General features: G+C 61.3%; 13 protein-coding genes and 1 pseudogene. 12 read left to right on the top strand and 2 right to left on the bottom strand.

The window, feature by feature from the left end; translation table 11 throughout:
* Positions 1–648 precede the first annotated feature (648 nt).
* The 11 genes from bglB to HOP44_RS13375 all read left to right on the top strand — a co-directional run bounded on the left by bglB (position 649) and on the right by HOP44_RS13375 (position 23547).
* Positions 649–1803, top strand: coding sequence for a beta-galactosidase BglB (gene bglB, locus HOP44_RS13425; protein ID WP_172254118.1), 1155 nt, complete (start codon positions 649–651; stop codon positions 1801–1803).
* Positions 1796–2977 carry an SGNH/GDSL hydrolase family protein gene (locus tag HOP44_RS13420; RefSeq protein ID WP_172254116.1) on the top strand — a complete coding sequence of 394 codons (1182 nt, stop codon included), beginning with the start codon at positions 1796–1798 and terminating at the stop codon, positions 2975–2977. Before bglB ends, HOP44_RS13420 begins: the two co-directional genes overlap by 8 nt.
* A gap of 208 nt (positions 2978–3185) precedes the next feature.
* On the top strand, positions 3186–4145 hold the full coding sequence (locus tag HOP44_RS13415; protein WP_425501868.1) for an ABC transporter permease: 960 nt from the start codon (positions 3186–3188) through the stop codon (positions 4143–4145).
* 16 nt (positions 4146–4161) lie between these two features.
* Positions 4162–5037, top strand: a complete 876-nt coding sequence (locus HOP44_RS13410) for a carbohydrate ABC transporter permease (RefSeq protein WP_172197253.1) — start codon at positions 4162–4164, stop codon at positions 5035–5037.
* 87 nt (positions 5038–5124) lie between these two features.
* Positions 5125–6816 carry an extracellular solute-binding protein gene (locus HOP44_RS13405; protein WP_172254112.1) on the top strand — a complete coding sequence of 564 codons (1692 nt, stop codon included), beginning with the start codon at positions 5125–5127 and terminating at the stop codon, positions 6814–6816.
* 39 nt (positions 6817–6855) lie between these two features.
* On the top strand, positions 6856–8838 hold the full coding sequence (locus tag HOP44_RS13400; RefSeq protein ID WP_172254110.1) for a hypothetical protein: 1983 nt from the start codon (positions 6856–6858) through the stop codon (positions 8836–8838).
* A 189-nt stretch (positions 8839–9027) separates the two neighbouring features.
* Positions 9028–13389, top strand: a complete 4362-nt coding sequence (locus HOP44_RS13395; protein ID WP_172254109.1) for an Ig-like domain-containing protein — start codon at positions 9028–9030, stop codon at positions 13387–13389.
* A gap of 58 nt (positions 13390–13447) precedes the next feature.
* Positions 13448–15721, top strand: coding sequence for a helix-turn-helix domain-containing protein (locus tag HOP44_RS13390; RefSeq protein WP_172254108.1), 2274 nt, complete (start codon positions 13448–13450; stop codon positions 15719–15721).
* A gap of 19 nt (positions 15722–15740) precedes the next feature.
* The gene (locus HOP44_RS13385; protein WP_172254107.1) at positions 15741–16442 is read left to right on the top strand and encodes a hypothetical protein; all 702 of its coding nucleotides are present in this window, start codon (positions 15741–15743) and stop codon (positions 16440–16442) included.
* A gap of 4 nt (positions 16443–16446) precedes the next feature.
* Complete coding sequence (locus HOP44_RS13380; protein WP_246369782.1) at positions 16447–20871, top strand: glycoside hydrolase family 2 TIM barrel-domain containing protein; 4425 nt, start codon at positions 16447–16449, stop codon at positions 20869–20871.
* A 60-nt stretch (positions 20872–20931) separates the two neighbouring features.
* Positions 20932–23547, top strand: coding sequence for a GH36-type glycosyl hydrolase domain-containing protein (locus HOP44_RS13375; protein WP_172254106.1), 2616 nt, complete (start codon positions 20932–20934; stop codon positions 23545–23547).
* A 118-nt stretch (positions 23548–23665) separates the two neighbouring features.
* On the opposite strand, the gene HOP44_RS13370 is transcribed toward HOP44_RS13375, so the two are convergent.
* Both HOP44_RS13370 and HOP44_RS13365 read right to left on the bottom strand, forming a co-directional pair.
* Positions 23666–24307: a DUF1129 family protein gene (locus tag HOP44_RS13370; RefSeq protein WP_172254105.1), complete on the bottom strand. Its 642-nt coding sequence runs from the start codon at positions 24305–24307 to the stop codon at positions 23666–23668.
* Between the two features lie 80 nt (positions 24308–24387).
* Positions 24388–25035, bottom strand: a complete 648-nt coding sequence (locus tag HOP44_RS13365) for a YukJ family protein (protein ID WP_172254104.1) — start codon at positions 25033–25035, stop codon at positions 24388–24390.
* Positions 25036–25227: 192 nt separating this feature from the next.
* On the opposite strand from HOP44_RS13365, the pseudogene HOP44_RS13360 reads away from it, so the two are divergent.
* Positions 25228–26034, top strand: a pseudogene (locus HOP44_RS13360) (alpha/beta hydrolase); the annotation flags it as partial.
* Positions 26035–26038: the final 4 nt, after the last annotated feature.

Raw genomic sequence — 26038 nt, 5'->3', positions numbered from 1 at the left:
GCGGCAAAAGAAACGATCCAGACGCAGACCTTGTCCCTTGTGGGACGGGGGCTGCGTCTTTTTAATGCGGGTAAGCGTACGAGTGGGAGGATTATGCCGGAAACTTCCACCCGTACGCGACCCGTTGTCCTTCCGTTTTGCTTCCGGGCGGCGGAAACTTGCATCCAATGCGCCGCCGTCGCGCGCTAACGGATCGAGGTGACGCTTAGAAGCACCTATCGGCGGTTCGATATTTTTAACGGAACGAGACGACGCTTAGACGCGAAAAAGAACGGATTCCGCCCCTTGTGAGCCATATTTGGGCGGCTAAGCGTCCGTACGATCCGTTAGAATTCCAAACCATCGGAAAATCGCCCGCTAACGGATATGCAATCCGTTAGCGGGCTGAGGGTTTGGACCTGGATAGTGGAAGGGCGCGCGGGGCGCGAACCTGCCGGGGATTTCATGCGAGCTTGGGGTTCGCATGGATAAGCAGGATTCTTGTCTATTTACGCTTCCTCTTTCATCCGCCTACACTGACGGGGCAGGACGGGACGAAAGAGGAGCGGGTTTCTTCGGAGACCGCTGCACGGGCATCGGCAGGATCGGCCGGCGGCTTCGGACGTTTCTTTTTCCGAACGAATCCAGGCAGCTCAAAGGAGTGACAAAATGGCTACGCTTACAAAAGTGAAACTTGAACAAACGATCGCCAAAGTTGTCGGGCAGATGAAAAATATGCGGGGATCGATCGAAGAAACGGCTCCGATCGGCATCATTTCGATGGAGAACTGGGAATGGCCGCAGGGAGTCGGGCTGTTCGCGCTGCACGGTTATTACCGGGAGACCGGCGATCGGGAAACGCTGCGTTTCCTTACAAATTGGTTTGACGCGCGTATTCAGGAAGGGCTGCCCGACAAAAACGTCAACACGATGTGCCCGATGCTGACGCTGACGTATCTGGCGGAAGAAACGGGACGTCCGGATTATCTGGATCTGTGCCGGGAATGGCTGGATTATGTGATGCACGATATGCCGAGAACGGAAGAAGGCGGCATCCAGCACGAGGTGACGGGCAGCGCGAACGAAGGACAGCTCTGGGACGATACGCTGTATATGACGGTGCTGTTCGTAGCCCGAATGGGCGTGCTGCTGAAGAACGATGCCTGCATCCAGGAAAGCGTGCGGCAGTTTCTTGTCCATCTGAAGTATTTGACGGACCCTTCGACGGGGCTTTTCTTCCACGGGTGGACGTTCCTCGAAGGCGGGCACCATTTCGCACGGGCGCTGTGGGCGCGGGGGAATTCCTGGTACACGGCGGGGCTGGTCGATTATCTGGACATGGCCGAGCAGCCGGAAGGCGTGCGGCTGTTCCTCCTGTCTTCGCTGCGGAGGCAGGCGGACAAGCTGATCGAGCTGCAGTCGCCCGAAGGCGCTTGGCATACGCTGCTCGACGATCCCGATTCGTATCCGGAGACGTCGGCCGCGGCTGCTTTTGCCTATGGCATGCTCAAAGCGTACCGACGGGGCGACCTGGACGCCAAACACCGCGACTGCGCGCTGCGTGCGCTGAATTACGTTCTGAGTTCGATCGACGAAGACGGGGTTGTACGCGGCGTGTCCTACGGAACCGGTATGGGCCGGACACTTCAGGAATACCGCGATATTCCGATTTGTCCCATGCCGTACGGCCAGTCGATGGCGCTGCTGCTGCTGGTTGAAGCGATGAAGCATGGGGACGGAAGCGCGGAAAAAGAAGCCTCGGAGACAAAAGCGGCAGCCGAAGCGCCAATCAGCCGTGCGAAAGGAGGGCGCCGGAATGAATGAACCGCGGAGAACAGGCGCTGCGCATGGAGATCCGCACGTCGCGGAATCCCGGCCGTCCGGTGCGCAGCCGGCGGCGGTCGCAGCGACCGGAGGGCCGGAATCCGCAGACGATTCCGGAAGCCCGGCCGATGCCGTCTTGGTCCGAGGCGGCATCGCTTTCCACGGGGCGGCCGAGCTCGAGGCCGCTCCTATGGGCGGCGTATTCCTCCGCCGCATCCCGCGCTCCGTACGCGAGCGTCTCGGCGCTCGCGGGCGCTTTATCGCAGCCGAGTCCACCGGCTGCGAGCTGCGCTTCGTCACGTCCTCGCAGACCGTGGACGTGACCTTGGCCCTGCCGGTGCAAGAGGGCACCGTCGCCGTGTACTGCGGCGGAATGTTCCATTCCGAGCACCGGCTGCAGGCCGGTTCGGTCCGCACGCTGCGGCTGCATGCGCCGCCGCGGCTGAAGACGGCCGACGCCCGCAGGCTGTCGGCTTCGGGCTTTGCGCCGGAAGTCTGGCGCATTCGCTTCGGGCGGGCCGAGGCCGTCTTCTGCGGCCTCGACGCCTTCGGCGAACAGGTCCGGCCGCCGAGGCCGGGCGAGACGCCGGAGCTGCGCCTGCTCGCCTACGGCTCTTCGATTACGCACGGCGGCGAAGGAAGCCGCTCGGCGTATATCGATCAGACGGCCCGGCGCCTGGGCGTCGATCTGTACAATATCGGCATGAGCGGCTCCTGCCTGTGCGAGCCCGAATTGATCGACTGGATCGCGGATCGGCGCGATTGGGACATCCTTTTCCTGGAGCTGGGCGTCAATATGAGAGACGGCATGGACGACGAGACTTTCCGGACCCGGGTCCGCTATACCCTGGAGCGGATCTCGGCCGCGCATCCGCTCCGTCCGATCGCCCTGACCACGATCTATCCGAATTTCGCCACACTGGGCGAAGGTTTCCCGGAAGCGGCAGCGAAAGAGTTCCGATTCAACGAAATCCTGCGCGAAGAAGCGCGGCGGGTAGGACATGCGAAGCTGCTGCCGATCGAAGGCGATACGGTGCTGGGCGATCCCGGCGGTCTGTCCTGCGATCTGATCCATCCCGCCGACGAAGGACATATCCGTATGGGAGAGAACCTGGCCCGCCGGTTGGCGCCTATGCTCGGAGCGCAGGTGCGCGGCGATTCCCGGTCCCGCTAGAGGACCGAAGGCTTTTTATCCGGATTAACCTCGCGCAAATCCCTCAACCGTGCGGTTTCCGGCAGATAAACACGAAAATGGAATATTGCGAATGCCGCTTTTTGAGGCTAACGTGACAAGCAGAAAGAGCTTGATCCAAGCTGTCGACAGACAAAATGAGAACGCTTACCAAGGAAAAGCCCGAATGAAAGCAAAGGAGGTTGCCCGTATGAAAGCCAACTCGGCCAAGCCTATCCGGCTGCAGGCGAAGTCGCCCGGACAGTCCCGACGGTTCTGGCACACGCAGCGGTTCAAGACGAACACGCCGCTGTGGATCATGTTTATTCCCGTCATCGTTTTTTATCTGGTGTTCAAATACGCCCCGATGGCCGGTCTTGTGATCGCCTTCAAAAATTACACGTTCTATGAAGGAATCTGGGGCAGCCAATGGGTCGGTTTTGCCAACTTCGAGATGCTGTTCACCCAGGCGCAGTCGCTCCAGATTATCCGCAACACCCTGCTGCTCAGCGTACTGAGCGTCGTGGTCGGGTTTCCTTTCCCGATCATTCTCGCCATTATGCTGAACGAGGTTCGCAAAAAGTGGTTCCAGAAATCGGTGCAGACGCTCGTCTATCTGCCGCACTTCTTCTCCTGGGTGATCGTGGGCGGCCTCGTCGTGACGATCTTCGCCCAATCGGGTATCGTCAATGCGGCGCTTGAGAAGCTGACCGGACAATCGTTCGCGTTCCTGTTCAGCGAAAGCTCGTGGGTCGCCATTTTCCTCGGATCGGGCATCTGGAAAGACGCCGGATTCAGCGCGATCATCTATCTGGCGGCGCTCACCTCCATCGACCCGAGTCTGTACGAAGCGGCGTCAATGGACGGAGCGGGCAAATGGAAGCAGATCCGCAATATCACGCTGCCCGGCATCAGCCCGACGATCGTCATTATGCTGATTCTGGCAATGGGGCGGGTGATGGAAGTCGGTTTCGACCAGGTCTATGTGCTGCAAAATTCCATCGTGTCGGGCATATCCGAAGTCATCAGCACCTACATTTACGCGATCGGTCTGCAGGGCGGACAATTCAGCCTGACGGCGGCGCTCGGATTGTTCGAATCGCTGGTGGCGTTCATTCTCGTACTGCTGACCAATGCGGTCGCGCGCCGATTCGGTCGGGGCCTATGGTGAAAAAGGAGGAACGATCATGAAATCGACCCGGGGAGAGCGTACGTTTTACGTGTTCAATTATGTGCTGCTGACGCTGGCCGGCATCTTGTGCCTGCTGCCTCTGCTGCATCTGGCCTCGCTGTCGCTCAGCGGCAAAAACGCGGTCATGTCGGGCTTCGTCACGCTTTGGCCGCAGGAGATCACGTTTGAATCCTACAAGCTGCTGTTCGAAGGCACGCCGGTGCTGCGCTCTTTCGCGAACAGCGTGCTCATTACGGTCGTCGGCGTGGCGCTCAGCATGGTCGTGACGATCTGCGCCGCTTATCCGCTGTCGCGCCGGGAATTCTACGGCCGCCGCTGGCTGACGCTCGCGATCGTGTTTACGATGCTGTTCACCGGCGGACTGATTCCGACCTATCTGGTAGTCAGTTCGCTGGGACTGGTCAACACGTACGGGGCGCTTTGGCTGCCGGCGCTCGTCAGTACGTACAATATGATGATTATGCGGTCCTTTTTCGAAAATGTGCCCGAAGAACTCATCGAAGCGTCGCGGATCGACGGATCCGGGGAGTGGAGGCTGCTGCTGCGGATTGTACTGCCGCTGTCGCTGCCCATGCTCGCCACGATCGGATTGTTCTACGGCGTGTATTACTGGAACTCGTTCTTCAATGTCATGATCTACGTCAACAGTCCCGAAAAACTCAATCTGACCGTGCTGATCCAGCAGATGGTGCGAAGCCAGGCCGTGCTGCAGGAGATCAACACGATGGATACGCAGCAGGCCAGCAACATTACGCCGGAAGGCATCAAAGCCGCCGGCATCATGATCATGATCATTCCGATGCTGATCGTGTACCCGCTGCTGCAACGTTATTTTGTAAAAGGGGTGACGATCGGGGCCATCAAAGGCTGAAGCAGGAGGCATACCGGAGATTTCCGGCGAACCCAGGACGTTTTTGTACAAAGTCGACAGCTTTCTAATCAGAGGAGGGTTATCCGTATGACCAGAAAAAAACTTGCCGCAGGCCCAATTGTTCGCAATGCCCGAAAATCCGCGTATGCGGCACTGGCTTTGGCCTTCGCCCTGAGCGCCGCGGGCTGCAGCGGGGGAGAAACGCCGGGAACAGGCAGCGCCGACGGGGAGACCGGAGCGGCGGGAGACAAACGCGGTTCGATCACCGTCTCGCTGTACGACCGCGGTACGGTTCCGGCGTCCGAAGGGACGATGGACAGCAACCGATGGACCAAGTGGGTCAACGAGAACGGGCCGGCGGATGTGAAATACGTGACGGTGCCGCGCTTCGAATCGCTGCAAAAGTTCAACGTGCTGTTCGCTTCGCGCCAGGCCCCGGATCTTATTTTCGAATTCGATACGGCTTACCAAGGCCAGCTCTACAATCAGAAACAGCTGATGCCGCTGGACGATCTGATTGCCAAGAACAGTACGGAATACAAAGCGATGCTGGAGAAATATCCGGCCATTCAAAAAGCGGCCACGATGGAAGACGGCAAGATGTATCTGCTCGGCCGTCCGATGGAGCTGACGCCGCAGCATTATCTGTTGATCCGCAAAGACTGGTTGGACAAGCTGGGGCTGGACGTGCCGAAGACGCCGGACGAATTCCTGGCGGTCGCCGAAGCGTTTACGCAGAAGGATCCGGACGGAGACGGACAAGCCAATACGGAAGGCACGGGACTTAGCTTCGTGGCAGGCATCATTTTGAACCATATGTACGGCACGGGCTTTACGCTGTTCGGCGAAGACCAGATCCCGTGGGTACTCGAAAACGACAAAGTTGTGCATGACTGGGAACGGATTCGCTCGGCAATCTCGTTCCAGCAGAAGCTGTACGACGCCGGCGTGGTGGACAAAGACTTCGTGACGGACAAAAACGGCGAGAAGCAAAAGCAGATGTGGATCTCCGGCAAGCTCGGCATTTACGGCAGCAACGGCGCGGATGTCGGTTCGTACGAAGCGCTCAAGCAGAATGTGCCGGATGCCGAAGTGATCGCCATGCCGCTTCCGGAAACGGAGTTCGGCAGCTACAGTCCGCTCCTCAGCAGTCCGGTGCAGATGACGGGGATGGTGAACGCATCGGCCAAAGACCCTGTCTCCGTCATGAAAATGATCGATTTTATGGTCAGCGACAAGTACACGAACACGATCCAGAACGGTATCGAGGGCGAACATTACACGAAAACGGACGACGGACGCGCCAAGCCGATCGATCCGGAGAAAAATAAAACGGAGCTGGAATATAACCGCGATATGGGCATGCTGACTCCACTGATCGGCAAAAATTACGGTCTCAAAAACAAAGTCAGCCCGACGGACGCCGAAAAAGACTTCATCAAAATTTACGAGCAGGCGGAAGCCGCTTATATGGACCCGGCCCGTCCGATGGTCGGCATCACCCAGCGCGCGTACCTGCCGCTGCTGCCGCAAAACCTCGCCACAATCAACACCAACGCCAACAAAACGATGCTCGATATGGCGATGCAGACGATCGTGGGCGGCGGCGGACAGGCGGCGGTCGACAAGTTCATCAGCGATTCCCAGGCCGTATGGGACAAAGCCGGCGGCGCGCAAATCGACGAATTCTACGCGACCTGGTATGCGGAGAACAAAGACGACGCTATTCTGATGAGCGATATTTACGAGATGGGCAAGCAGATGAAAGAGCAGCAGTAAAACGAAGCGGAACCGACCGAACGGAAAGGAGGCTCCACATTGAACGATTGGACACTGCGCACGATGCGGCAGATTTACGAAGAAGAATCGGCCGGCATCGTGATCGAAGACGGGCTGGTCCGGTATGACCGGCCCGGCCATACCCGGCAGATCGCGCATCTGCCTGTCTGCCACGAAGGGCGGTATTCGGCCGGCTATTATGCGCTTGAGACACTGTTGGAATCGAAAAACGCGCTTGGAGCGTCCGCCGGTTCTTCGGGGCGTTCCGCCGCGCAGCGGCTGGAGACGCTGCGTGCGCTGGAGCGGCTGCAAATTACGGATCCGGAAGACTCGTATTACGGAGCTTTCCGCTGGTATGCGGAAGAATCCGCCGTGCAGGATTCGAACGCGGCGTTCTTCATTTTGATGCCTCTGGTATCGCTGAGGCTGCGTGCGCCCGCAGCTGTGCCGCCCGAACATACGGACGCGATCGACGGCATGCTCCGGCATGCGGCGGCCTGGTTCGAACGGGAATGCCGCGAACCCGAATTGTATTATCCGAACAAGACGATGAGCGACGGAGCGATGCTGCTTGCGATCGCTTCGCTGCTCGGCGACGAGGCCCGTCTGGAACTCTCGATGCAGTATTTCGAGCGTTGGGCGGATTATACCGCTCGCAGAGGCTGGGGCTGGGGCGAGAATATGAGCCTGGTCTATCAAAGCGTGATGCTGAACGCTCTGGAAATCGCGCTGCCGCTGCTGCAGGAACGCCGGCCCGAACTGGCGGAACGGCTGGACGGCCATCGGAGAACGCTGCTCGATATTTTGCTGTTCCATGACGGGTACGAATTCGTTCCGACGATTCGCAGTTACAACTTCGGCGGCGAAGTTCGCCGTTCGAGTCTGGCCTGGCTGATCGCCGGCGTAACGGGCACGGACGAGCCGGAGAACAAGGAGGCTTCAAGCGGAGCGGACGGCCCGGCGCAGCTTCCGTTTCAGGCCAACGATTTTCCCGCACTGCTGCTGTTCGAAGGAGCTTTTCAAGCCCAAGGAACAGGGAGTGCGGCAGGGGCTGGGGCCGGAACGGCAGCGGCGGGCGGCATCGCAGCCGGAGACCTCGGCGGCGCACCGGAAGAGCTCACAGGTACGCCGGAAGGCGAACGGCTTCCCGTACCGCGGATCCGCCGCGAAAAAGTCTTCGACGATACGTACGCGTACAGCTGGATCGGCCGCCGGACACGGCTCGGCAGCCTGAATGCGTTCCCGGCCATCCCGGGCAGCTATCAGCACGAGTCGTGGGGCCTCGGCTGGCAGAGCTTTCCGCTGTCGGCAGCGGCCGAAGACGGACAGGTCTCGTATGCCCGCTGGTCTGTCGACGACGGGCATACGATCCGGACCCATCCGGCCGAAAGCTACAAGACGGCTTACCTGATGCCGGCGCTGTTCCGGCAGCGGCCGTATCCGCAAGTCCGTACGTATGCGGCGCAGAGCGAATACGCGCTGCTTGCGGTCCGGACGCTGGAGAACGTGCGGCAGCCTGCGGCGGAGATCGCCGACGAGTGGATCGTGCACCGTTTTGAAGGCCGTCCGGTCGAGGTTGCCGGCGGCGACGGCCGGCTCTGGCAGGTTCTGCGTTATCCGGGCGCGGCGATCGCGATCGCGCCGCTGCTCGGAATCCGATCCGGCCGTACAGACAGTCCTGAGGAAAGCGGGAATGCTGCGGAGCACCGTCCCGGCGTGCTGCATGCGGAACGCGCGGACGGGTGCCTGAAGCTGCGCCAGGTTCTATACGACGGCGCCGGCGGCCCCGTGCAGACGATCGTCGCGCCGCGCCTGGAAGCCGGCTGGGCCGTATTGTGCCTGGATGAAGCGGCGGGCGAAGACGCCGTGCGTGCCCGGCTCGGGAATATCGCGATCGAAGACGAGGTGCTGGACGATCGCGAAGTGCCGCGCGGTCCGCATGAACGCATCCGTCGGATCCGACTGCTGGAAAGCGGCAGGGAACAGGTTCTGCTGCGGGTTGACCCGCATGAACAAGACTGATCCAAGAACCCGGTTCACGATAAGCAAAGCCGGCCGCGATTATATACTGCGGCCGGGAGAGCCGAGCCAAGACTCGGCCGAAGATCCGTTTCCGATCGGTTTCTGAAACGCAGTCGACGACTTCAAGACAGCGGTTTTCGCTTTGGACTGTGCTATTCAATCCCGCGAATACGCGGAAGGAGATGAAACATGAACAAGAAATTAGGGAAACGGATCCAAGCGTGTATGATGGCAGCCGTCTTAACGGCGGGTATGCTGCCGGCGGCAGGGATGACCAGGCAGGCCGACGCGGCGGAAAATCCGGCACTGTCCGTGCGGGAAGAAGCGGATTCGGCACAACCGGTATCCGGCGGGAACCGGGCGGTCGAAGTTCCCGAACCGGAGAATTCCGATTCCGAAGCTTCCGGCTCCCAAGCTCCCGATTCCGAAATTCCGAATGCCGAACTTCCCGCCGCCGAAGCTCCGGATACGGAACTTCCCGGGTCGGGCACTCCGGACTTCCAAGTTCCCGCAGAGCCCGGGCCTGCTGCCGGCCCCGGAACCGCAGCCCAAACTTCGCTCTCTTCCGCTTCGGTTGTGGCGGATACTTTCGAGTCCGGCACGGCAGGCGCTCCGCCGGCCGGCTGGTCGATCGGAAATCCTCCGTCCGGCGTAACGGCGCTCATCGCGGAATCGGCGGAACGGGGCGGCAAAGTGCTGAAGATCAATCAGGCCGCGCCTGTCGCAGCCGGGCATAATTTCCGGCGCAATGCCGCCGTCACGACCGGTCGGAGCACGCTGGCGTACAGCTTCAGCGTCGATTCGACGAACGCGGTCATCTATCTGCCCACGCCAAGCGTAGCGGAAGGGTCCATGGTTCAATTCGCGCTTTACGGAGGCGAAATCAGCTACAAGAAAAAGGAAGTCAACGGCTGGACGAAGCTGATGCCGGTCGCGGCGGGAACCTGGTACGACGTAAGGGTCACCATGAACAGCTCCGGGAGCACTTTCGATCTCGACGTTGACGGCCGCCGTCTGCTGACGAAGGAACCGCTGACCCGCGGAGGTCCCATGCAGTCCTTTTACTTGTCGGTGTATAGGGAAAATGCCGGGTCCGCCAGCTTCGACGACATTATTGTAAACGGATACATCGCGGCGTCCGGCGCTTCTTTCGCTCAAGCACAGTATGAGGTCGCGACCGGCCGCGATATCGATACGTCTCTGAATTTCCAGCCTGCCGATGCGACCGACCGCAGCGCCGTTTACTCGTCGGCCGACGAGAGTATCGCGACGGTTGACGCCGCAGGGCGCGTACACGGAGTCTCGCCGGGTACGACGGTAATCACGGCGCAGCCCGACGAACCGATTCCCGCAGCCGAAACGACGGTCGTCGTCGCGGATGTTCCGGCGACCGGCATCACGATCCAGCCGCTGCCCGGACCGATTCCGACCGGATCGCGCATTCTGCTGCAGGCGACGATCGAGCCCGAAGACACGACGGAAGCGGAGCTGCAGTGGAGCTCCGCCGACGAGTCGATTGCGACGGTCGACCGGTACGGCGAAGTGACCGGCGTCTCTCCGGGGCAGACGACCCTTTCGGTCGCTTCGGTGAACGGGACGGCGGAAGCTTCGGTGCCGGTGACGGTAGCGGCGCGCACCGTCATGGCCGAATTGTTCGTGTCGCCGCAGGGCAGCGATACGAATACGGGCACGCAGTCGGCACCGTTCGCCACCATCGAACGCGCGCAGCAGGAGGCCCGTGCGCTGAACGACAATATGACCGGCGATATCGTGGTGAATCTGGGCGCAGGTACTTTTGCACTCGACGAGACGCTGAACTTCGCGCCGGAGGATTCCGGCACGAACGGGCACTTTGTCATTTACCGCGGAGCGGGCGGCGAAGAGACCGTCATCAGCGGAGGAAGCCGGATCACGGGCTGGGCCGAAACCGTACCGGGCAGCGGCATTTACCGTGCACCCGCCGGAAACGGTCTGCAGACCAGGCAGCTGTTCGTCGATGGCGTACGCGCGGTGCGGGCACGCAGCGAGGGCGGTCTGAATCGCCCGAACCAGATCGCGACCGGCTATACGTCGCGGGATACGGAAATCGCTTCATGGAGCGATGCGGACGAGCTGGAGCTGGTATTCGAAGACGTCTGGACCAATTCCCGCGTCCGGGTCCAATCGGTGACGCAGGCGAACGGCCTGGCGCAGATTACGCTGCGGGAGCCGGGATGGACCAATGTCAAAAATCGTACCCAGACGTCCGCTACGCTGCCCGTCTATTACGAGAACGCGATTGAGCTGCTCGACGAACCGGGCGAATGGTATCACGACCGGGATGCGGGTTATCTCTATTACATGCCGCGCGAATGGGAGAACCTTGCCGACGCCGAAGTCATCGCGCCCGGACTCGAAAAGCTGGCTGCGATCACGGGCGGCTCCGCCGACAATCCCGTACGCAATTTGAATTTCGAGAACGTGGCCTTTATGTATTCGACCTGGATGCGTCCGAGTACGGACGCCGGCCATTCCGACGCGCAGAACAATCATCTGCGGTACAGCGGAACGCCGGACCAACTGGCGCCGGCTGCGGTCGAAGTGGAGCTGGCAAACACGGTCAACTTTACCGGAACGACATTCGCCAAGCTCGGCATTACCGGGCTCCGGATGCAAAACGGCGTGCAGAACAGCCGGGTCGAAGGCAGCCGGTTCTACGATTTGTCGGGCGGAGCCGTGAACGTGGGGCAGCCGAACTCGTCGGACCGGAACGTATATAATCCGGAAGATACGCGGCTGAGCATGAAGAACAACGATATTCTCAACAATGTCATTCACGATATCGGGGTCGATTACAAATCGGCGGCCGCCGTATCCGCGGGATATCCGCTGGATATGGAAATCAGCCACAACGAGATGTACAATCTGCCTTACAGCGGTGTGCATATCGGATACGGCTGGAACAAAGATTTCGATCCGGTTACCCAAAATGTGAAAATCGAGAACAATCTGATCTATGATTTAATGGGAATGGGTCTGCACGACGGAGGCGCCATTTACACGCTGGGTACAACCGGCGGCACCGCGGCGGAGAAGAATCTGGTTCGCGGCAATTATATCCGCAATCAGCTTGAAGCGAACGCGGCGCTGTATACCGACGAAGGATCGGCTTACTGGAAGTTCGAGCGCAACGTGATCGATCTCAAGGACGCGCCGCCCTGGACGTCTCCCGTCCGTTGGGCGATGGCTTACGTGCCTTCGATCCATGACGTGGAGTACGTGGACAATTACACGACGACGAGCACGTATACCAACAACGGCACCGGTGTCCTGTTCGAGAACAACACGGTTGTACCGGATGCGAACTGGCCGCAGGAAGCGCAGGCCATCGCCGACAAAGCCGGACTTGAATCCGCTTACGGCGCTTTGAACGACGGGGAAATCGGACGCTGGAGCGTAGAAGCGGCCGAACTGGCATCGGGAACAAGCGAAGTTCTTGCTCCGGTCAAGCGCGGCAGCAGGGACGAGATCCTGAGCGCCGCCGGAGCCGGGCTGTTCTACCGCAGTACCGATCCGGCCGTCGCGACGGTCGATGCCCAGGGAGAAGTTACCGGCATAGCGCAGGGAACCGCGGAGATCGAAGTATTGATTATCGAAGGCAGCGTGCTGCGGATTCTGAAGGCGCCGGTGCAGGTGGACGATGTACTCGAAGGCATTGCTCTGGAAGGCCATCCGGGCGGAGTCGCCCATATTCGCCAAGGACAGGTGCAGCAGGCCGAGCCTTACGGTACAACCCGGTTCGGAGACCGCGAGGAGATCGGCACCGTGTCTTATGCAAGCGCAAATCCGGCGATCTTCACGGTGAGCGCATCCGGCGAAATCACCGGGCAGGCCGTCGGTACCGCCACCCTTACGCTGACGGCAGCTCTTCCCGGAGGAGGGACTTTGTCTTCCGATTATACGATCCGGGTCTGGAACGAACAAAGTGCCGACGTTCATTCCCTGCAGGCGGAAATCGGCGATCCGGAAGGCTGGTATGTGAAAACGCAGGCGAACGGTCTGAGCGAACTGGAAAACGGTACGCTTGCACTTCGGGCTCCGGCCGGATATATGGCGTATGCCGACCGCAAATTCCAGAATGAAATGCTGAAGTTCGATCTGCGAATCGACGATGCGGCCAATTCGGCCAACTGGTACGCGATGATGCTGGGCAGCCAGGATATTACCCAGAACTACAATACCGGCACGATGTATCTCGCGATTACGAACAAGGACAAGATCGAGCTGCACCGGTTCAACGCCGGCAAGCGTACGATTCTGTACGGATCGCTCGATAAAAACAATACGACTCCGGGCCCTGCCGGCTTCGGCGTACCGAACACCATGCTGGCGCTGGGGCAAAAACATACGCTCGAAACCGGTCTGTTCCGGGAAGCGGGCGGCGTCCGGATCATCTTGAAGTCCGACGGACAGGAAGTGTTCAATTACCTGGACACGTCGGAAGACGCGATCGGGGAAGCGGGGCATCTGGGCTTCATCTCCCGGCAGCGCGTAACCGAACTGTCGGACTGAGGCGAAGCGGCGAATCTGCCGGGCACTGCGGCCGCCAGACGAAGAGGGGGAGTGAAGCATGCACAAAAAGTGGCTGTACCGGCTGATCCTGTCGTATCTGCCGATCTTGTTCGCGGTCGTATCGTGCCTGATGATCGTCTTCTTCATGACGCTGAGCGAGACGGTGCGCAAGCAGACGCTTCAGGCAAACGGGATCTACGCGCAAAATGTCGTGCAGGTCGTCGACACGGCGCTGAGAGGGATCGAAACGCCGGCCGTCAAAGGCGTGCTGCTGAACGATCGGGTGAGCGCCTTTTTCGCGGAATCGGTCTCGACTCCCTACCGCGATTACGGCGTCACGGAAGCGCTGCTCGATTTCATGTCCCCGCAGCCGATGATCGATTCCGTTTATTTGTACCGCAGGGCCGACGACAAAGTGCTGATGCAGTCTTTCTCCTCCACCCTGCCGGCGTTCGGAGACCGCGGATTTATCGAGCGGTCGCTGAGCCTTCCGCCGAATGCGCCGATCTGGAGCGGACTGCGGCAGATGAAGCTGTTCCCGGGTGACCGGGAACAGCGTTCTGTTGTCTCGCTGAGCAAACAGATGCCTTATTTTTCGGGGGAACAGGGATTGATCGTCATCAATGTGCGCAAAGAGTCGATCCAGTCGCTGATCCAGGAGACGGGCCGCAGCAGTGCCGACGTCTGTATCAAAGACCCGGCGGGCGGCATGATCGGCGGTTCGGAAGCCAGCTGCTCGGACGAAGGCGAACGGGAGAAAATATCGCTGCAGTCGCCTTATACCGGCTGGACCGTGGAAGTGCGGCTGGCCAGCGCAGGCGCGTTCTCGGTCCTGTCCGTGTTCGCCAATGTGTGGGCGCTGCTCGGGTTTGCCGCCGTGATCGGCGGGATTGCCGCGATGACGTATATCAGCCACCGGCATTACCGGCCGCTCGGACAGGTCATGAACCGGATCGCGGCGCTTGCGGATCAGCACCGGGAACGCGGCTTGTTGGCTCCGAAGCAGAATGACGACGAGTTTGCTTTTATCGAACGGTCGCTGGAGAAATTGATCCGTCAGGCCAACGATTACGAACGCCAGCAGGCGGAAGGACTTCCTTACCGGAGAGCCTACGTGTTCAAAGAACTGCTGGAAGGAAGCCGCGACCTGCTGCCGGAAGAGTGGAGCCGGGAAACGGAAAGCGTGGGCGCTGGCGGCGAATATGAAGACTGTGTGGTCGGGGTGGCCGAGATCGACGCCTACGCTTCGCTGTCGGCGGAGCATTCCGCCCGGGATCTGGCGCTGTTCAAGTTCATGCTGCGCAGCGTCATCCAGGAGATTGCGGACGAAGGCGGCGAGCCGCTCTGGATGGAGTGGATCGGGCCGGACCGGCTGGGCATGCTGTATCGCCGCCGTCCGGGTGCGGACCGTCCGGCCGATCCGGCGAGACTGGCCGCGATGGCGCAGCAGGCGGGCGGCTGGCTGAAACAGAACGTGAAATTCACGGCGACGTTCGGGTTCGGCGGAGCGGCGGAGAACCTGCCCGGCATTCCGGTCTCGTACCGCAAAGCGCTGGCTGCGCTGGACCGCAAATTGGCGGAAGGCCCGGCCAGGGTCTATGTCTTCGGCCGCGCCGGCGAAGAAGCGGTCCGGGGCGAAAGCATGGACGCGCTGGTCCAGACGGTGCGGGAAGCGGCGCTGGCTTTCCGGCTGGGCAGCGGAGAATGGGAAGAGCTGACCGAGCGGTTCTTCGCGCAGATCGCGGCAGGCGGCTATTCCAAAGAAGATATCGTCCGCCTGCTGCGTCTGCTGCGGGCCCAGTTCGGGCGGGAGATGCAGGAGCTTCCGCCGCCGATGCAGGAGATCTGGAACGGCTGCGAGCTGCGGGGGATTCCGTCTGCGCCGGAAGGTTTCGAATGGATCGGCGAGCTGCGCGGTCCGCTGTTCGACTCGCTGCGAGAAGCGGAAGAACGGCTGCGCGAAGGCCGGATGAACCGGGAGCATTACGATCTGGCGAACCGGATGAAAGCCTATGTGGCGGAACATTACGGCGATCCGGACTTTTCGCTGACGCAGATCGGCGAAGCGTTCGGCGGCAATACCAAGACGATCAGCCGGATCTTCAAGGAAGAGATCGGAGAGAAGTTCGTCGATTACCTGACCCGTCTGCGGATGGACGAAGCGAAGCGCCTGCTCGTCGAGACCGACGAATCGGTGCAGGGGATCGCGGAGAAAGTCGGGTATCTGTATCCGATGTCGTTTATCCGGGTATTCAAGAAGCTGGAAAACCGGACGCCCGGCGAGTACCGCAAAGAACACGAGGAACAGACGCGGCAGAAACGGGGCGGATAAAACCGGGGAGGAACGTGTCATGGAAAGACGAATGTACCGGGCCTGGAGCCCGGATGTCCAGGCGGCGCAGGCTTATTTTCGGGAAAGGAACGGCCGGGCCGCAGAAACGGAAAGCGCGATGAGGCAGGCCGGAGCGCTGCGCGTCGACGTATTCGGCGCAGGAGGAAGCTGGCTGATTTACGCGGAAATTGCAGGCCGGACCGTGAAGGAGCCGGGAGCCGCGAACGGGGAGGTTCATGGTTTTGAACCGGCCTTTCTTTTTCCCGAAGCGGCTTCGGTGCTGTCCGCGTGGCCGGGAGAAGCGGCACCCCGTTTGTTTGCGCGGATGGCGGATATTTTTCATTACCAGCGTCCGGCAGGCCGCGAACATTGGAGAAGAAACGGCGGGACCGAAGGGTATGGGCGGATCGCAAGGCTTAAGCCGGATCAGGTCGCGAGCTATGTTTTTTACCATTATCAATACCAGGAAGAAAAGCCGGGCGACGGCGATAAATACGGGATCATCGGTCTGCATGAGAATCTGCTGTTTTTCTACGCGGAACGTCCTTCTACAGTTGAACCGGCGCCTTATGCGGGCAGGTTGAAGACCTCTTCTACGCCGGAAGACTGGGGAGCGGTAATGCGGCCGCATTTTATCGAATGGGAGCAGGCGGAAGAAAGCGAGCGGATCTGGCTGAATCTGGACCGGGTACTCGCAGCTCGGCTGCCGGAGGAGGAATGAGGATATGCCGAAAAAGGAAGCCGGATGGATCGGAGAAGGGAGAGCGGCCGGGCAGGCGGGCGGCCTGCGCAGCCGGATCAGCCTGAACGGAGAATGGGAGTTCATGCCGCTGTACGATCGTCCCCGCGGGCTGTCGCTGCCGGACAAGATCCGTTACGAGCGGGAAAAGGTGCGTGTTCCGTCCAGCTGGCGGGGTTCGTACGAGCCGGAGCCGGGCCGCACGTTCGGCAGGATCGCCGAATACGGCTTCGAATTGTTCGCCCCGTTCGGGTATCCGCCCGAGTGGGACCGCGCGGAAGCCGGAGTGCTGCGCCGGATGGTGGATGTGCCCCGGGAATTTGCGGGGCGCCGGATCGTCCTGCGCCTCGACGGAGTCATGCAGCAGGCCGCCGTGTATCTGGACGGACGCAAGCTTGCGGCATGGCGGGACGGTTATCTGCCGCTGCGCCTGGATATCACGCATGGGGTTCGCGCCGGAGAAACGCATGAGCTGCAGGTGGTCTGTGCCGGTTTCGATCAGGCGGTTCTGCCTTCGGGAGCGCTCAAGGTGACCGGACTGACCGGTTCCTGGTTCGGTTATCTGGCCCGGGGACTGTGGCAGGATGTCTGGCTGGAAAGCCTGCCGATCATGGCGCTGGAACGGATCGCGATCCGGACTTCGGTGCGTCAAAACCGCTTGGACATCGATGCGTTTGTCGGCCGCTTGGAAGAAGAGACGCTGCCGTCCGGGATAGAAAAAGCCCGGTTCACCGTGAAATTGACGGTGCGCCGTCGGGACCGGCCGGACGATCCGCCGGTGCTGGCGGCGGAAACGTCACTTGCCGCTTGGGACGGCGAAGAAGGGGAGGGGCGGCCCGGGGAAAGCGAACCGCCCCGCCTGTGCCAGAACGACAAGCGCCCGATGAGCGGTGCGGCATCGCTGCGGCTGGACTGGAGCGGCGCCGAGCTGTGGAGCCCGGATTCGCCGGTGCTGTATACGGCCGAACTGGAACTGTGCGCAGCGGGCGAAACGATTGATCGTTTGGAAGAGAGTTTCGGGTTTCGGGAGTTCTGGAGCGAAGGGCCGATCTTTAGGCTCAACGGGATTCCTCTGCGGCTGCGCGGGGATTCGTGGCATTTTCAGGGACCGATGCAGCAGACCGAAGAGTATGTGCGAACCTGGTATGCGATGTGCCGCGAAGTCGGCGTCAACTGTATCCGACTGCATGCGGAGCCGTATCCGGAATATTTTCTGCGGATCGCCGACGAGACCGGCATGCTGATCGTCGACGAGACCGCGATCTACGGATCGGGCAAATCGATGGCGGCGGATCATCCCGATTATATCCTGAATACTCTGGAACATGCGGAGCGTCTGGTGCTGCGGGATCGCAATCATCCGTCCGTGATCTTGTGGAGCGTGGAGAACGAGATGCGCTGGGTAGACGGGCGGGACGAATACAAACGGCATATCCCGTTCCTGATCGACCGGATGCGCCGGCTCGATCCGACCCGGCCGATCATGGCGGAAGGCGACAACCGCCTGCTGGCCCGGGAACAGACGGAAGTCGAGAGCCGGCACTACAATATCGACGGCACGATCTCGCAGTGGGACCGGAAGGTGCCGCTGACTTTCGGCGAACACGGGGGCTGGTGGTACATCTGTCCCCAGAACGCCAGTATGTATACGGGAATGAAAGCTTACCGGCATACCGACGAAGCGGCGGCAGGACTGGCCGAAAAAGAGCGGCTGTTCGTCGAATATGCGCGGCGGCAGGACGTCTCCGGACTCTCGACGTTCAACTTCGCCCATTACTTTATGCGGGCCATGCCCGAGCGGGATATTCCGCTGGAGTGGAACGAGCTGGAGTCTCCCGGTGTCAAGCCGGCTTTTGTGCCGGCGTATTCGCTGACGCTGAATAACGGTCTGCTGCCGCCGGAGTATCCGGCTTACCGGCCGAACCCGGCTTTTGCCGTCATGCGGGAAGCTTTTCGTCCGGCGGCGCTGATCGCGGCGGAATACGATCACAGCTTCTATGACGACAGCCCGATCGTACGCCGTTTCGATGTGTATAACGACACGCTGCGTGCCCGGGACGTCCGAATCGAATTCGAAGCGAAGCAGGGCGGATATACGATCCGCTGCGAGACGATCCGGTTCAGGCAGCAGCCGGCCGAACGCAAACTTGCGGTATTTCAATGGGTGCCGGAACGCGTGGTGGCCCGGCCCGGGGATACGGCCTGCGCTGCGGGGCTCACGGAATCGGAGTCCCGGGAAAGTTCGACGGGAGAACGGCCCTTGGCAGGGTCGGCGGGAGAAGCGTCGGAACTGATCGCGACCTTGTATCACGACGGCGAGCGGGTACACGAAGTGCGCAAAATCTACAAGATCTTCTCCGCCGGAATCAAAAGCGAGCCGTTAACGCTCGCCGCGGAATGCCGGTATCTCGGCGGGGAAGCCGATTATGCCGCCTTGCGAACGCTGCTGCCCGGCTGCCGGGTCGCGCACGCCGATGATCTGGAGCATCTTCCGGAAGGCGGTCTGCTGGTGATCGGCAGCCGGATCCGCGACGAAGACGGCCGGATCGAACGCGGCGTCCGCGCATTCGCTGCCCGAGGAGGCCGCCTGCTCATCCTCGAGCAGGATCGCTTCTCGATCGGCCGCCTGACGCTGAGCCGCCGGGACTTTATCCGTGCCCATTCGGGCAGCTATGATCATCCGGTTCTGGCCGGATTCGGCGACGAAGACCTGATGTTCTGGGACCCGGAGCTGCGCGAAGACGGGCCTGTGCCGATCATTACGGCCGCATTCGAGAAGCCGGCGGCGGGCGATTACCGGCTGCTGCTGGAATGCAGCGCCGGCGATTTCGGCGACGGCGGCGACTTGTGGACGCCGCTGCTGGAATACCGCGGCGGCCGGGGTTATATGCTCGCCAGCCAGCTGGGCCTGACGAGCCGCTTCGCGCGTGTGCCGCAGGCCGCCCTGCTGCTGCGCCGCCTGCTGATCCAGGCGGCAGGCGCCCGGCCTGCCGCGGCCGCTCCCGCTTCGCCGGGAGCCGAACGGCTGCCGGTCCGCTTCCTCGGTGCGCGCGGCGGCATGAACGAGCTCTTCCTGTCGGCGCTGCGCCTGCCGTACGAACCGCTCCGCCGCGGCAGCGATCTCGCCGCTCTGGCAGCCCGATTCCCGTCCGGCGATTCTTCCGCCGCCCGGACCGCGACCGGCCGCTCCGCGCCGCCCGAACCCGCTGCGCCGTCCTCCGGCGGCAGTGGGCCGGAGGACGGCGCCCCGCCTGCCGGCGCCTTGTCCGCGCCGCCCGGCTTGCTGCTGATCGAACCCGGTCTGCTGCGGGAGACCGGAGCGCCCGAGGCGGCCCGTGCCTTCGCCGAAGCCGGCGGCACGGTTCTGGTGCTGCCGTGCGACGAAACGCACGGCGAAGCGCTGTCGCGTCTATTGGACCGCCCCGTTACGGTGACGGCCCACGAGACTTACCAGCTGGAGGCGGACTATGCCTGTCCGCCGGCCGCGGGCCTGAGTCCGGCCGATCTGTTCGGCCTGGACAAAGTGCATCTCTCGCCGCGGGATGTCGAGAACCTGCCGCTCGGCCTGCACCGGATCGAAGCCTCCGGCGTCCGCGCCGTCTGCGTCAGCGTCGAAGGCACGGCATGGAAAGATTATTTCGTACGCAAGCGCACCGCCGAATACAGCCGCCTGGCGCTGGTCGAACTGAACCGCGACCATGCGCGCAAGCCGGGGAATTTTGTGGTCGGGCTTGCCGTCGGCGCGGGTTCGATCGTCTGCTCGCAGATTCCGCTGCGCCCCGCGCTCGATAAGAGCCTGCGTCTGTATGCCCGCCTGCTGGCCAATCTGGGCGCGGCGTTCGAAGACGGTTTATGGAACAGCGTCAAGAGCGACGGGCAGCTTGCCGTCGAATCGATGATGGCGCTGCCGTGCGAACCTTATCGCGACGAAGAAGCGATGCGCGCTTATTACGCCGACCCGCAGTTTACCCTGAACAATCTGGGAGAAGGCCTGTACGGCTGGATGAAAAAAAAGGAACGCAGTCCCCGAGACGGCCTGATGCGAATCGGCGGTTCGGCTGGCGGACTATGGTTCTTGAGCGCTTTTGTCGAGGTTCCGGAAGCGGAAGATCCCGCCGATCGGGCGCCTCTTCCGCAGGCCGGCCAAACTTCGGCAGAGCACGATGCGCCGGGTCGTCCGGCGCGTCTGCGCCTTGCGGGGAATCCCGTTTCCGCCGAAGCCTGGCTGAACGGCGAAGCGCTGGCGCCGCCTTATGACATGCGGCTTCTGCCCGGTTTCAACCGCCTGATCGTCGCGGCGCGCGGCGGGGAAGAAGATATCCGGCTCGGCGTTTTCTTCGAACATCCCGACGGCCGTCCGATGGACGATCTGCGCTACCGGATGACTATCGACGAGATCGACCCCAAATAGAACGGGGTCTTCGGGCCAACCGGAATCCGAACATTATTCAATCGAAGGAGTGATTCACGAATGGAACCTAACGGATCTTCGCCCACTTCCGGCCCGGACAGCCAACGTTCGGGTACGCTCTCCGCACTCGGCCCCGCCGCGGCTTCGGCTGTCGGCCGGGCAGCGCTGTCGGCGGCACGTTCCGCTTCCGCGGAAACCGAACCGGCTGCCCGCTTGGCGGATGAATCGGAGGCTTTGACGAGACAACCCTCCCAACCTTTTTCCCGTCCCGATCCCCTGCCCGATCCGTCCGAACGCCGGGCCGACGGTACTTATGCTTTTGACGACGAAGCCCGGGAAGTCCGGTTTTACCGTCATGATCTGCCTACGCCCTGGATGAATTATTTGTCCAACGGCACCTTCCATATGATGCTGTCGCATGCGGGCGGCGGCGTCGCTTTCTACAAATCGCCGCAGATCTGGCGGATTACCCGCTACCGCTTTTTCCATCTGCCGACCGACCGTTCCGGGCCTTATCTGTATATTCAGGAAACCGGAGCGGGCGCGGATCCGAACGAGTACTGGTGTCCGACCCACGAACCGGCTGTCGCCCGCCCCGACGAATGGAGCAGCGCGCACGGCATGGGATACACCCGGTTCGAAGCGGAGAAAAAAGGCCTGAGAGCCCGCACGCTGTATCTGGTCGGACCGGAAGAAAATTCGCTGGTCTGGAATCTCACGCTGACCAACGGCTCTTCGTCCGAGAAAACGCTGAACGTGTACGCGTACGCCGAATTCGGCATGATGGAGTTTATGCGCGAACTTCAGTGGCAGTGCTACAACAAACATCAGGTCTCGGTCACGCATGCGGAAGGCGACGTTCTGCTGTACCGGTACGGCGTCGAGAACCAGCCCAAGCCGGAAGAAACGCCAATCGTCTATTTGGCCGCCGATGTTCCGGTTTCCGGCTACGACGGCGACCGCGATGCGTTCATCGGCAGCTACCGCAGCGAGTCGAATCCGCTTGCGATCGAGCGCGGGGGCTGCACGAACTCCACCCTGCTCGGCGGCGACCCGTGCGGGGCGCTGCAGATGACGCTGACGCTGGCTCCGGGCGAGACGCGCGAACTGAACGTGTTTCTTGGCACGGCGCCCGACGAAGCGGAAGCGCTGCTGGCCGTGGAGCGCTCGCGGCAGCAGGGATTCGTGGAACGTTCGCTGACCGGCCTGCACGAATATTGGAAAACGTATCTGGACGCCTGGCACTGCGAACTGCCCGACCCGGAAGCCCAGCGTATGCTCAATATCTGGAATCCGTATCAGGCGCAGCGCAATTTTTTGTTCTCCCGCAATATTTCGTTCTATGCGACGGGCACGTTCCGGGGCGTGGGCTTCCGCGATACGGCGCAGGACATTCTGGCCGTCGCGCCCCACGATACCGAAGCGGCCCAAGGCAAACTGCGGCTGCTGCTCGGGCAGCAGTACGCGGACGGGCATGTGAACCATTACTTTTTCCCGAATGAAGGCTGGGACCCGGTCACGAGTATCCATTCGGACGATCATCTGTGGACGGCCCTTGCGGTGTGGGAACTGATCGCGGAGAGCGGAGACGCTTCTTTTTTGCATGAAAAGATCCCCTACTACGATGAAGGCGAAGGCAGCGTCTACGAACATCTGCGGCAGGCGATCGAGTTTACGGCAAATCATCTGGGCCGAAACGGCTTCCCGCTTATGCTGCGTTCCGACTGGAACGATCAGCTGTTCCGCGTCTGCCGCGAAGGCAAAGGCGAGAGTATATGGACCGCCATGCAGTTCGGCACGACGCTGCTGAAGATGATCGATCTGGCGGATCTGGCAGGCAGCGGCGAAGATGCGGCACGCTACCGCGGGCTGTACGAAGACCAGAAGCGGCGGGTGAACGGAGCGGGGTGGGACGGCAGATGGTTCCGGCGCGCGGTGATGGACGACGGCCGCTTCCTCGGCACGGATGAGCACGACCAGGCCAAACTGTGGCTGAACGCGCAGAGTTGGTCGGTATTGTCGGGCATGGCGGAAAAAGAAAAAGGACGGATCGCGATGGACAGCGTGCGCAGTATGCTCGACACGGAACTGGGCCTCAAGAAGCTGCATCCGCCGATCACCGATTTCCCGGACCCGGCCGATCCGCTGACCAATTACAATCCCGGCACGGGCGAGAACGGCGCGGTATTCTGTCATGCGAATACGTGGGCGATCATCGCGGAATGCCGGCTCGGCCGGGGCGATCTGGCCTACAAATACTACCGGCAGCTGATTCCGAGCGTGGCGATGGATACGGCGGGACTCGAGCGCTACCGCGCCGAGCCGTACGTCTACGCATCGAATCTGTTCGGTCCGGATTCCGACAAATTCGGGCTGGCGAACGTATCCTGGCTGACCGGCACCGCCGCCTGGATGTACGTTGCCGCGACGCAGCATATCCTGGGCGTGCGGGCGGAGCTGGACGGTCTGCGGATCGACCCGTGCATTCCGGCGGAGTGGGAAGGCTTCCGCGTATCGCGCTGCTTCCGGGGCTGCCTGTACGAGATTGAGGTACGTAACGAGAGCGGCTCGGGCAGAGGCGTGCGGGAAATCCGCGTCAATGGCGAAGCGCTCGCAGGGAGCCTTCTGCCCGCTTATCGCGACCGCGAATCGGTGCGCGTCGAAGTGATGCTGTAGAGCCTTTGGACGGCGGCGGATCTCCTGTCGGCCCGTCGCTTCTCCGTTTCCGTCCTTCGCTGAATTGACCTCGTCGCAAAAAAGCCTCCCGGAAGGGAGGCTTTTTACGTGATAGGCCTTATCTTCTGCGCAGCAGCGCGAACTGTCCGATAAATCCGATCGCCGCAATCACGAGGCTGATCTGGAAAGGAATCTTGACGGTCGGCGCGATCTGCAGCACCATCAGGCCGGCTGCTCCGACTACGATCAGAGCGATCAAAGTGGAGCCTATTCCGCGCAGATTGAACTTGGGCGGAGCCGGCACGCCTTCTTCGGGATCGCGGCGAACCAGTCTCATCAGCACTTCAAACAGGGCAATGGCCCCGATCACGACGATCAGCAGGGTACCGGTATTGATTTCCTCCGTCTCGGGAACGAACAGGGCGGTCAGCCCGAGCAGCAGAAACGTCCAGCTGAGCGCGGTCCAGGGGACCAGAAGATAGGAGCGCAGAGCCGGTTCTTTTTTGCGTTGGGGCAGGCCGGCAAGACCCTGCTCGGCAAAGTCGATCGGATTCGGACCGAACAGCCGGGCCGCGGGAGTGCCTTTCTGCTGGGCGGCGAGGAGTTCCAGTCCCCGTTCCAGCAGCCAGTCTTCGCCGTTTTCTTCGATCACGCGGCCGGAGCGGACGTGAACGATGACTTCATCGAAATATTCGGCGTTTTTGGTGTTCAGTTGGTCGCGGATCTTGTTGATCTCGCGGATTTTTGTGCGGACGCTCAAAACGTGAACCCTCCTTGTCGGGCTGTAATGAACAACGTGGGCGGCACCCGGGCGGATGAGCGGAGCGGCGGCGAACGGGATCAGTCCACCGCGCGTCCCCGCTCGTCCGTCTTCCAGGATTGCGATTGAAAAGCGAGAAACAGTCCGGTCCAGCGGTCTCCTTCGGCAAAATGCACCAGGATCGCTCCGTCCCGGAAAGCTCCGTTGTCTTCGTGCCACGGATGCTCATTGCCCTGATTCATATGAATATTGTGCACGCCGCGTCCCGGCCGGAAGCCGAAGTAGTAGTCCGGCGTTTTCGGTTCGGGTCCCCAACTGTCGCCGAAGACGTACAGATCGGCATGGGCCAGCATGGCCGCATCGATCAAGGCAACGATCTTCTCGTTCAGATCGTTGTCCGGTCCGGGCAGGCTGGCGGGCAGCGGGACCATGTCTTCTTGGCTCGGCAGCGGACGGCGGACGAAGTCCAGCCCCTGTACGGGCCGGCCGTGTTGGATCGGGGAGAATCCGCCGGGCAGGGTCTTCAACGCCTCTGCATCGTCGGGCAGGCAGGGTCCGATATGGTACAGCAGTTCGGACGGATAGGCTTTGGATTTGATATTGACCGAGGCCCTGTAAGAGGAGCCCCGATCGTCCTGCAGGCGGATATGAAAATGCGGCCGGCTGCCGAAGCCGTGGATCGATTCGATCGCTTTGGCTTTCAGCACACCGTAACGGTAGCGGTTCAAGTGGCATTCCCTCCCGGACGTTTGTCTTTTTAAGCATAGCGCAATCGGCTGCAGGGGTCTACGCCGGGCTGTCGTCCGGGTGTGGAGGACGGTTAACCCGGTTTGCGAATTGACAATAAGGGGGATAGGGCGGTAAGATGGATATAATTCATACCTTTTGACTAGGAATTAGATTACGGGGAGGCTGCTGCCATGGAACGCCAGATTCTGATCCGCCACGACAACCATGATTTGACCGCCACGATTCATTATCCGACTTCGGGAGAATGCGAAGGACGTCTTCCGCTGACGGTCATCTGCCACGGCTTTGTGGGCAGCCGGATCGGAGTCGACCGCCTGTTCGTGACCACGGCGCGTGAACTTGCGGGCGACGGCCAGCTGGTCGTCCGCTTCGATTATGCCGGATGCGGCGAGAGCGGCGGCGTGTACGGGGAAGAAGGCATCGAGTCGATGATTCGCCAGACCCGAACCGTGCTTGATTACGCGATGACCTGCGCGGATATCGATCCCAGCCGGGTAACGCTGATCGGGCACAGCCTCGGCGGAGCCGTGGCGCTGCTGACCGCCGTGCGGGACCGCCGGGTCAAGAGCCTCGCGCTGTGGTCCGCCGTCGGCTATCCTTTCAACGATATCGTCAAGATCACGGGCCGCTCGCGGTACGACGAATCCGTCCGCACCGGCAGCGCCGATTATCTGGGCTACTCGTTTACGCCGCTCTTCTTCGAATCGCTCGGCGCGTTCCAGCCTTTCCAGGAAGCGGGCAAGTTCTACGGCGACGTGCTGGTCGTACACGGAACGTCCGACGACGTGATTCCGGTCGATTACGCCTTCTTGTACCAGAAGCTGTTCTGGACACGGGAAGACTCGCGCTGCGACAAAGAAATCATCTTCCAGGCGGATCATACGTATTCGTCCGGCCCGCACCGCCGCCAGCTGCTCGATATTACCCGACGCTGGCTGCAGGACCGGCACAAGAGCGAGATCGACTGGCAACATTGGACAA

It is taken from the genome of Saccharibacillus deserti (genome assembly GCF_013618475.1).
Taxonomy (GTDB): domain Bacteria; phylum Bacillota; class Bacilli; order Paenibacillales; family Paenibacillaceae; genus Saccharibacillus; species Saccharibacillus deserti.
This window is presented reverse-complemented; position numbering and strand designations above follow the sequence as displayed.

What these genes read in the sequence shown, in the direction of transcription:
- bglB (WP_172254118.1), top strand. Translation starts at nt 649, where the DNA reads ATGGCTACGCTTACAAAAGTGAAACTTGAACAAACGATCGCCAAAGTT.
- HOP44_RS13420 (WP_172254116.1), top strand. Translation starts at nt 1,796, where the DNA reads ATGAATGAACCGCGGAGAACAGGCGCTGCGCATGGAGATCCGCACGTC.
- HOP44_RS13415 (WP_425501868.1), top strand. Translation starts at nt 3,186, where the DNA reads ATGAAAGCCAACTCGGCCAAGCCTATCCGGCTGCAGGCGAAGTCGCCC.
- HOP44_RS13410 (WP_172197253.1), top strand. Translation starts at nt 4,162, where the DNA reads ATGAAATCGACCCGGGGAGAGCGTACGTTTTACGTGTTCAATTATGTG.
- HOP44_RS13405 (WP_172254112.1), top strand. Translation starts at nt 5,125, where the DNA reads ATGACCAGAAAAAAACTTGCCGCAGGCCCAATTGTTCGCAATGCCCGA.
- HOP44_RS13395 (WP_172254109.1), top strand. Translation starts at nt 9,028, where the DNA reads ATGAACAAGAAATTAGGGAAACGGATCCAAGCGTGTATGATGGCAGCC.
- HOP44_RS13390 (WP_172254108.1), top strand. Translation starts at nt 13,448, where the DNA reads ATGCACAAAAAGTGGCTGTACCGGCTGATCCTGTCGTATCTGCCGATC.
- HOP44_RS13385 (WP_172254107.1), top strand. Translation starts at nt 15,741, where the DNA reads ATGGAAAGACGAATGTACCGGGCCTGGAGCCCGGATGTCCAGGCGGCG.
- HOP44_RS13380 (WP_246369782.1), top strand. Translation starts at nt 16,447, where the DNA reads ATGCCGAAAAAGGAAGCCGGATGGATCGGAGAAGGGAGAGCGGCCGGG.
- HOP44_RS13375 (WP_172254106.1), top strand. Translation starts at nt 20,932, where the DNA reads ATGGAACCTAACGGATCTTCGCCCACTTCCGGCCCGGACAGCCAACGT.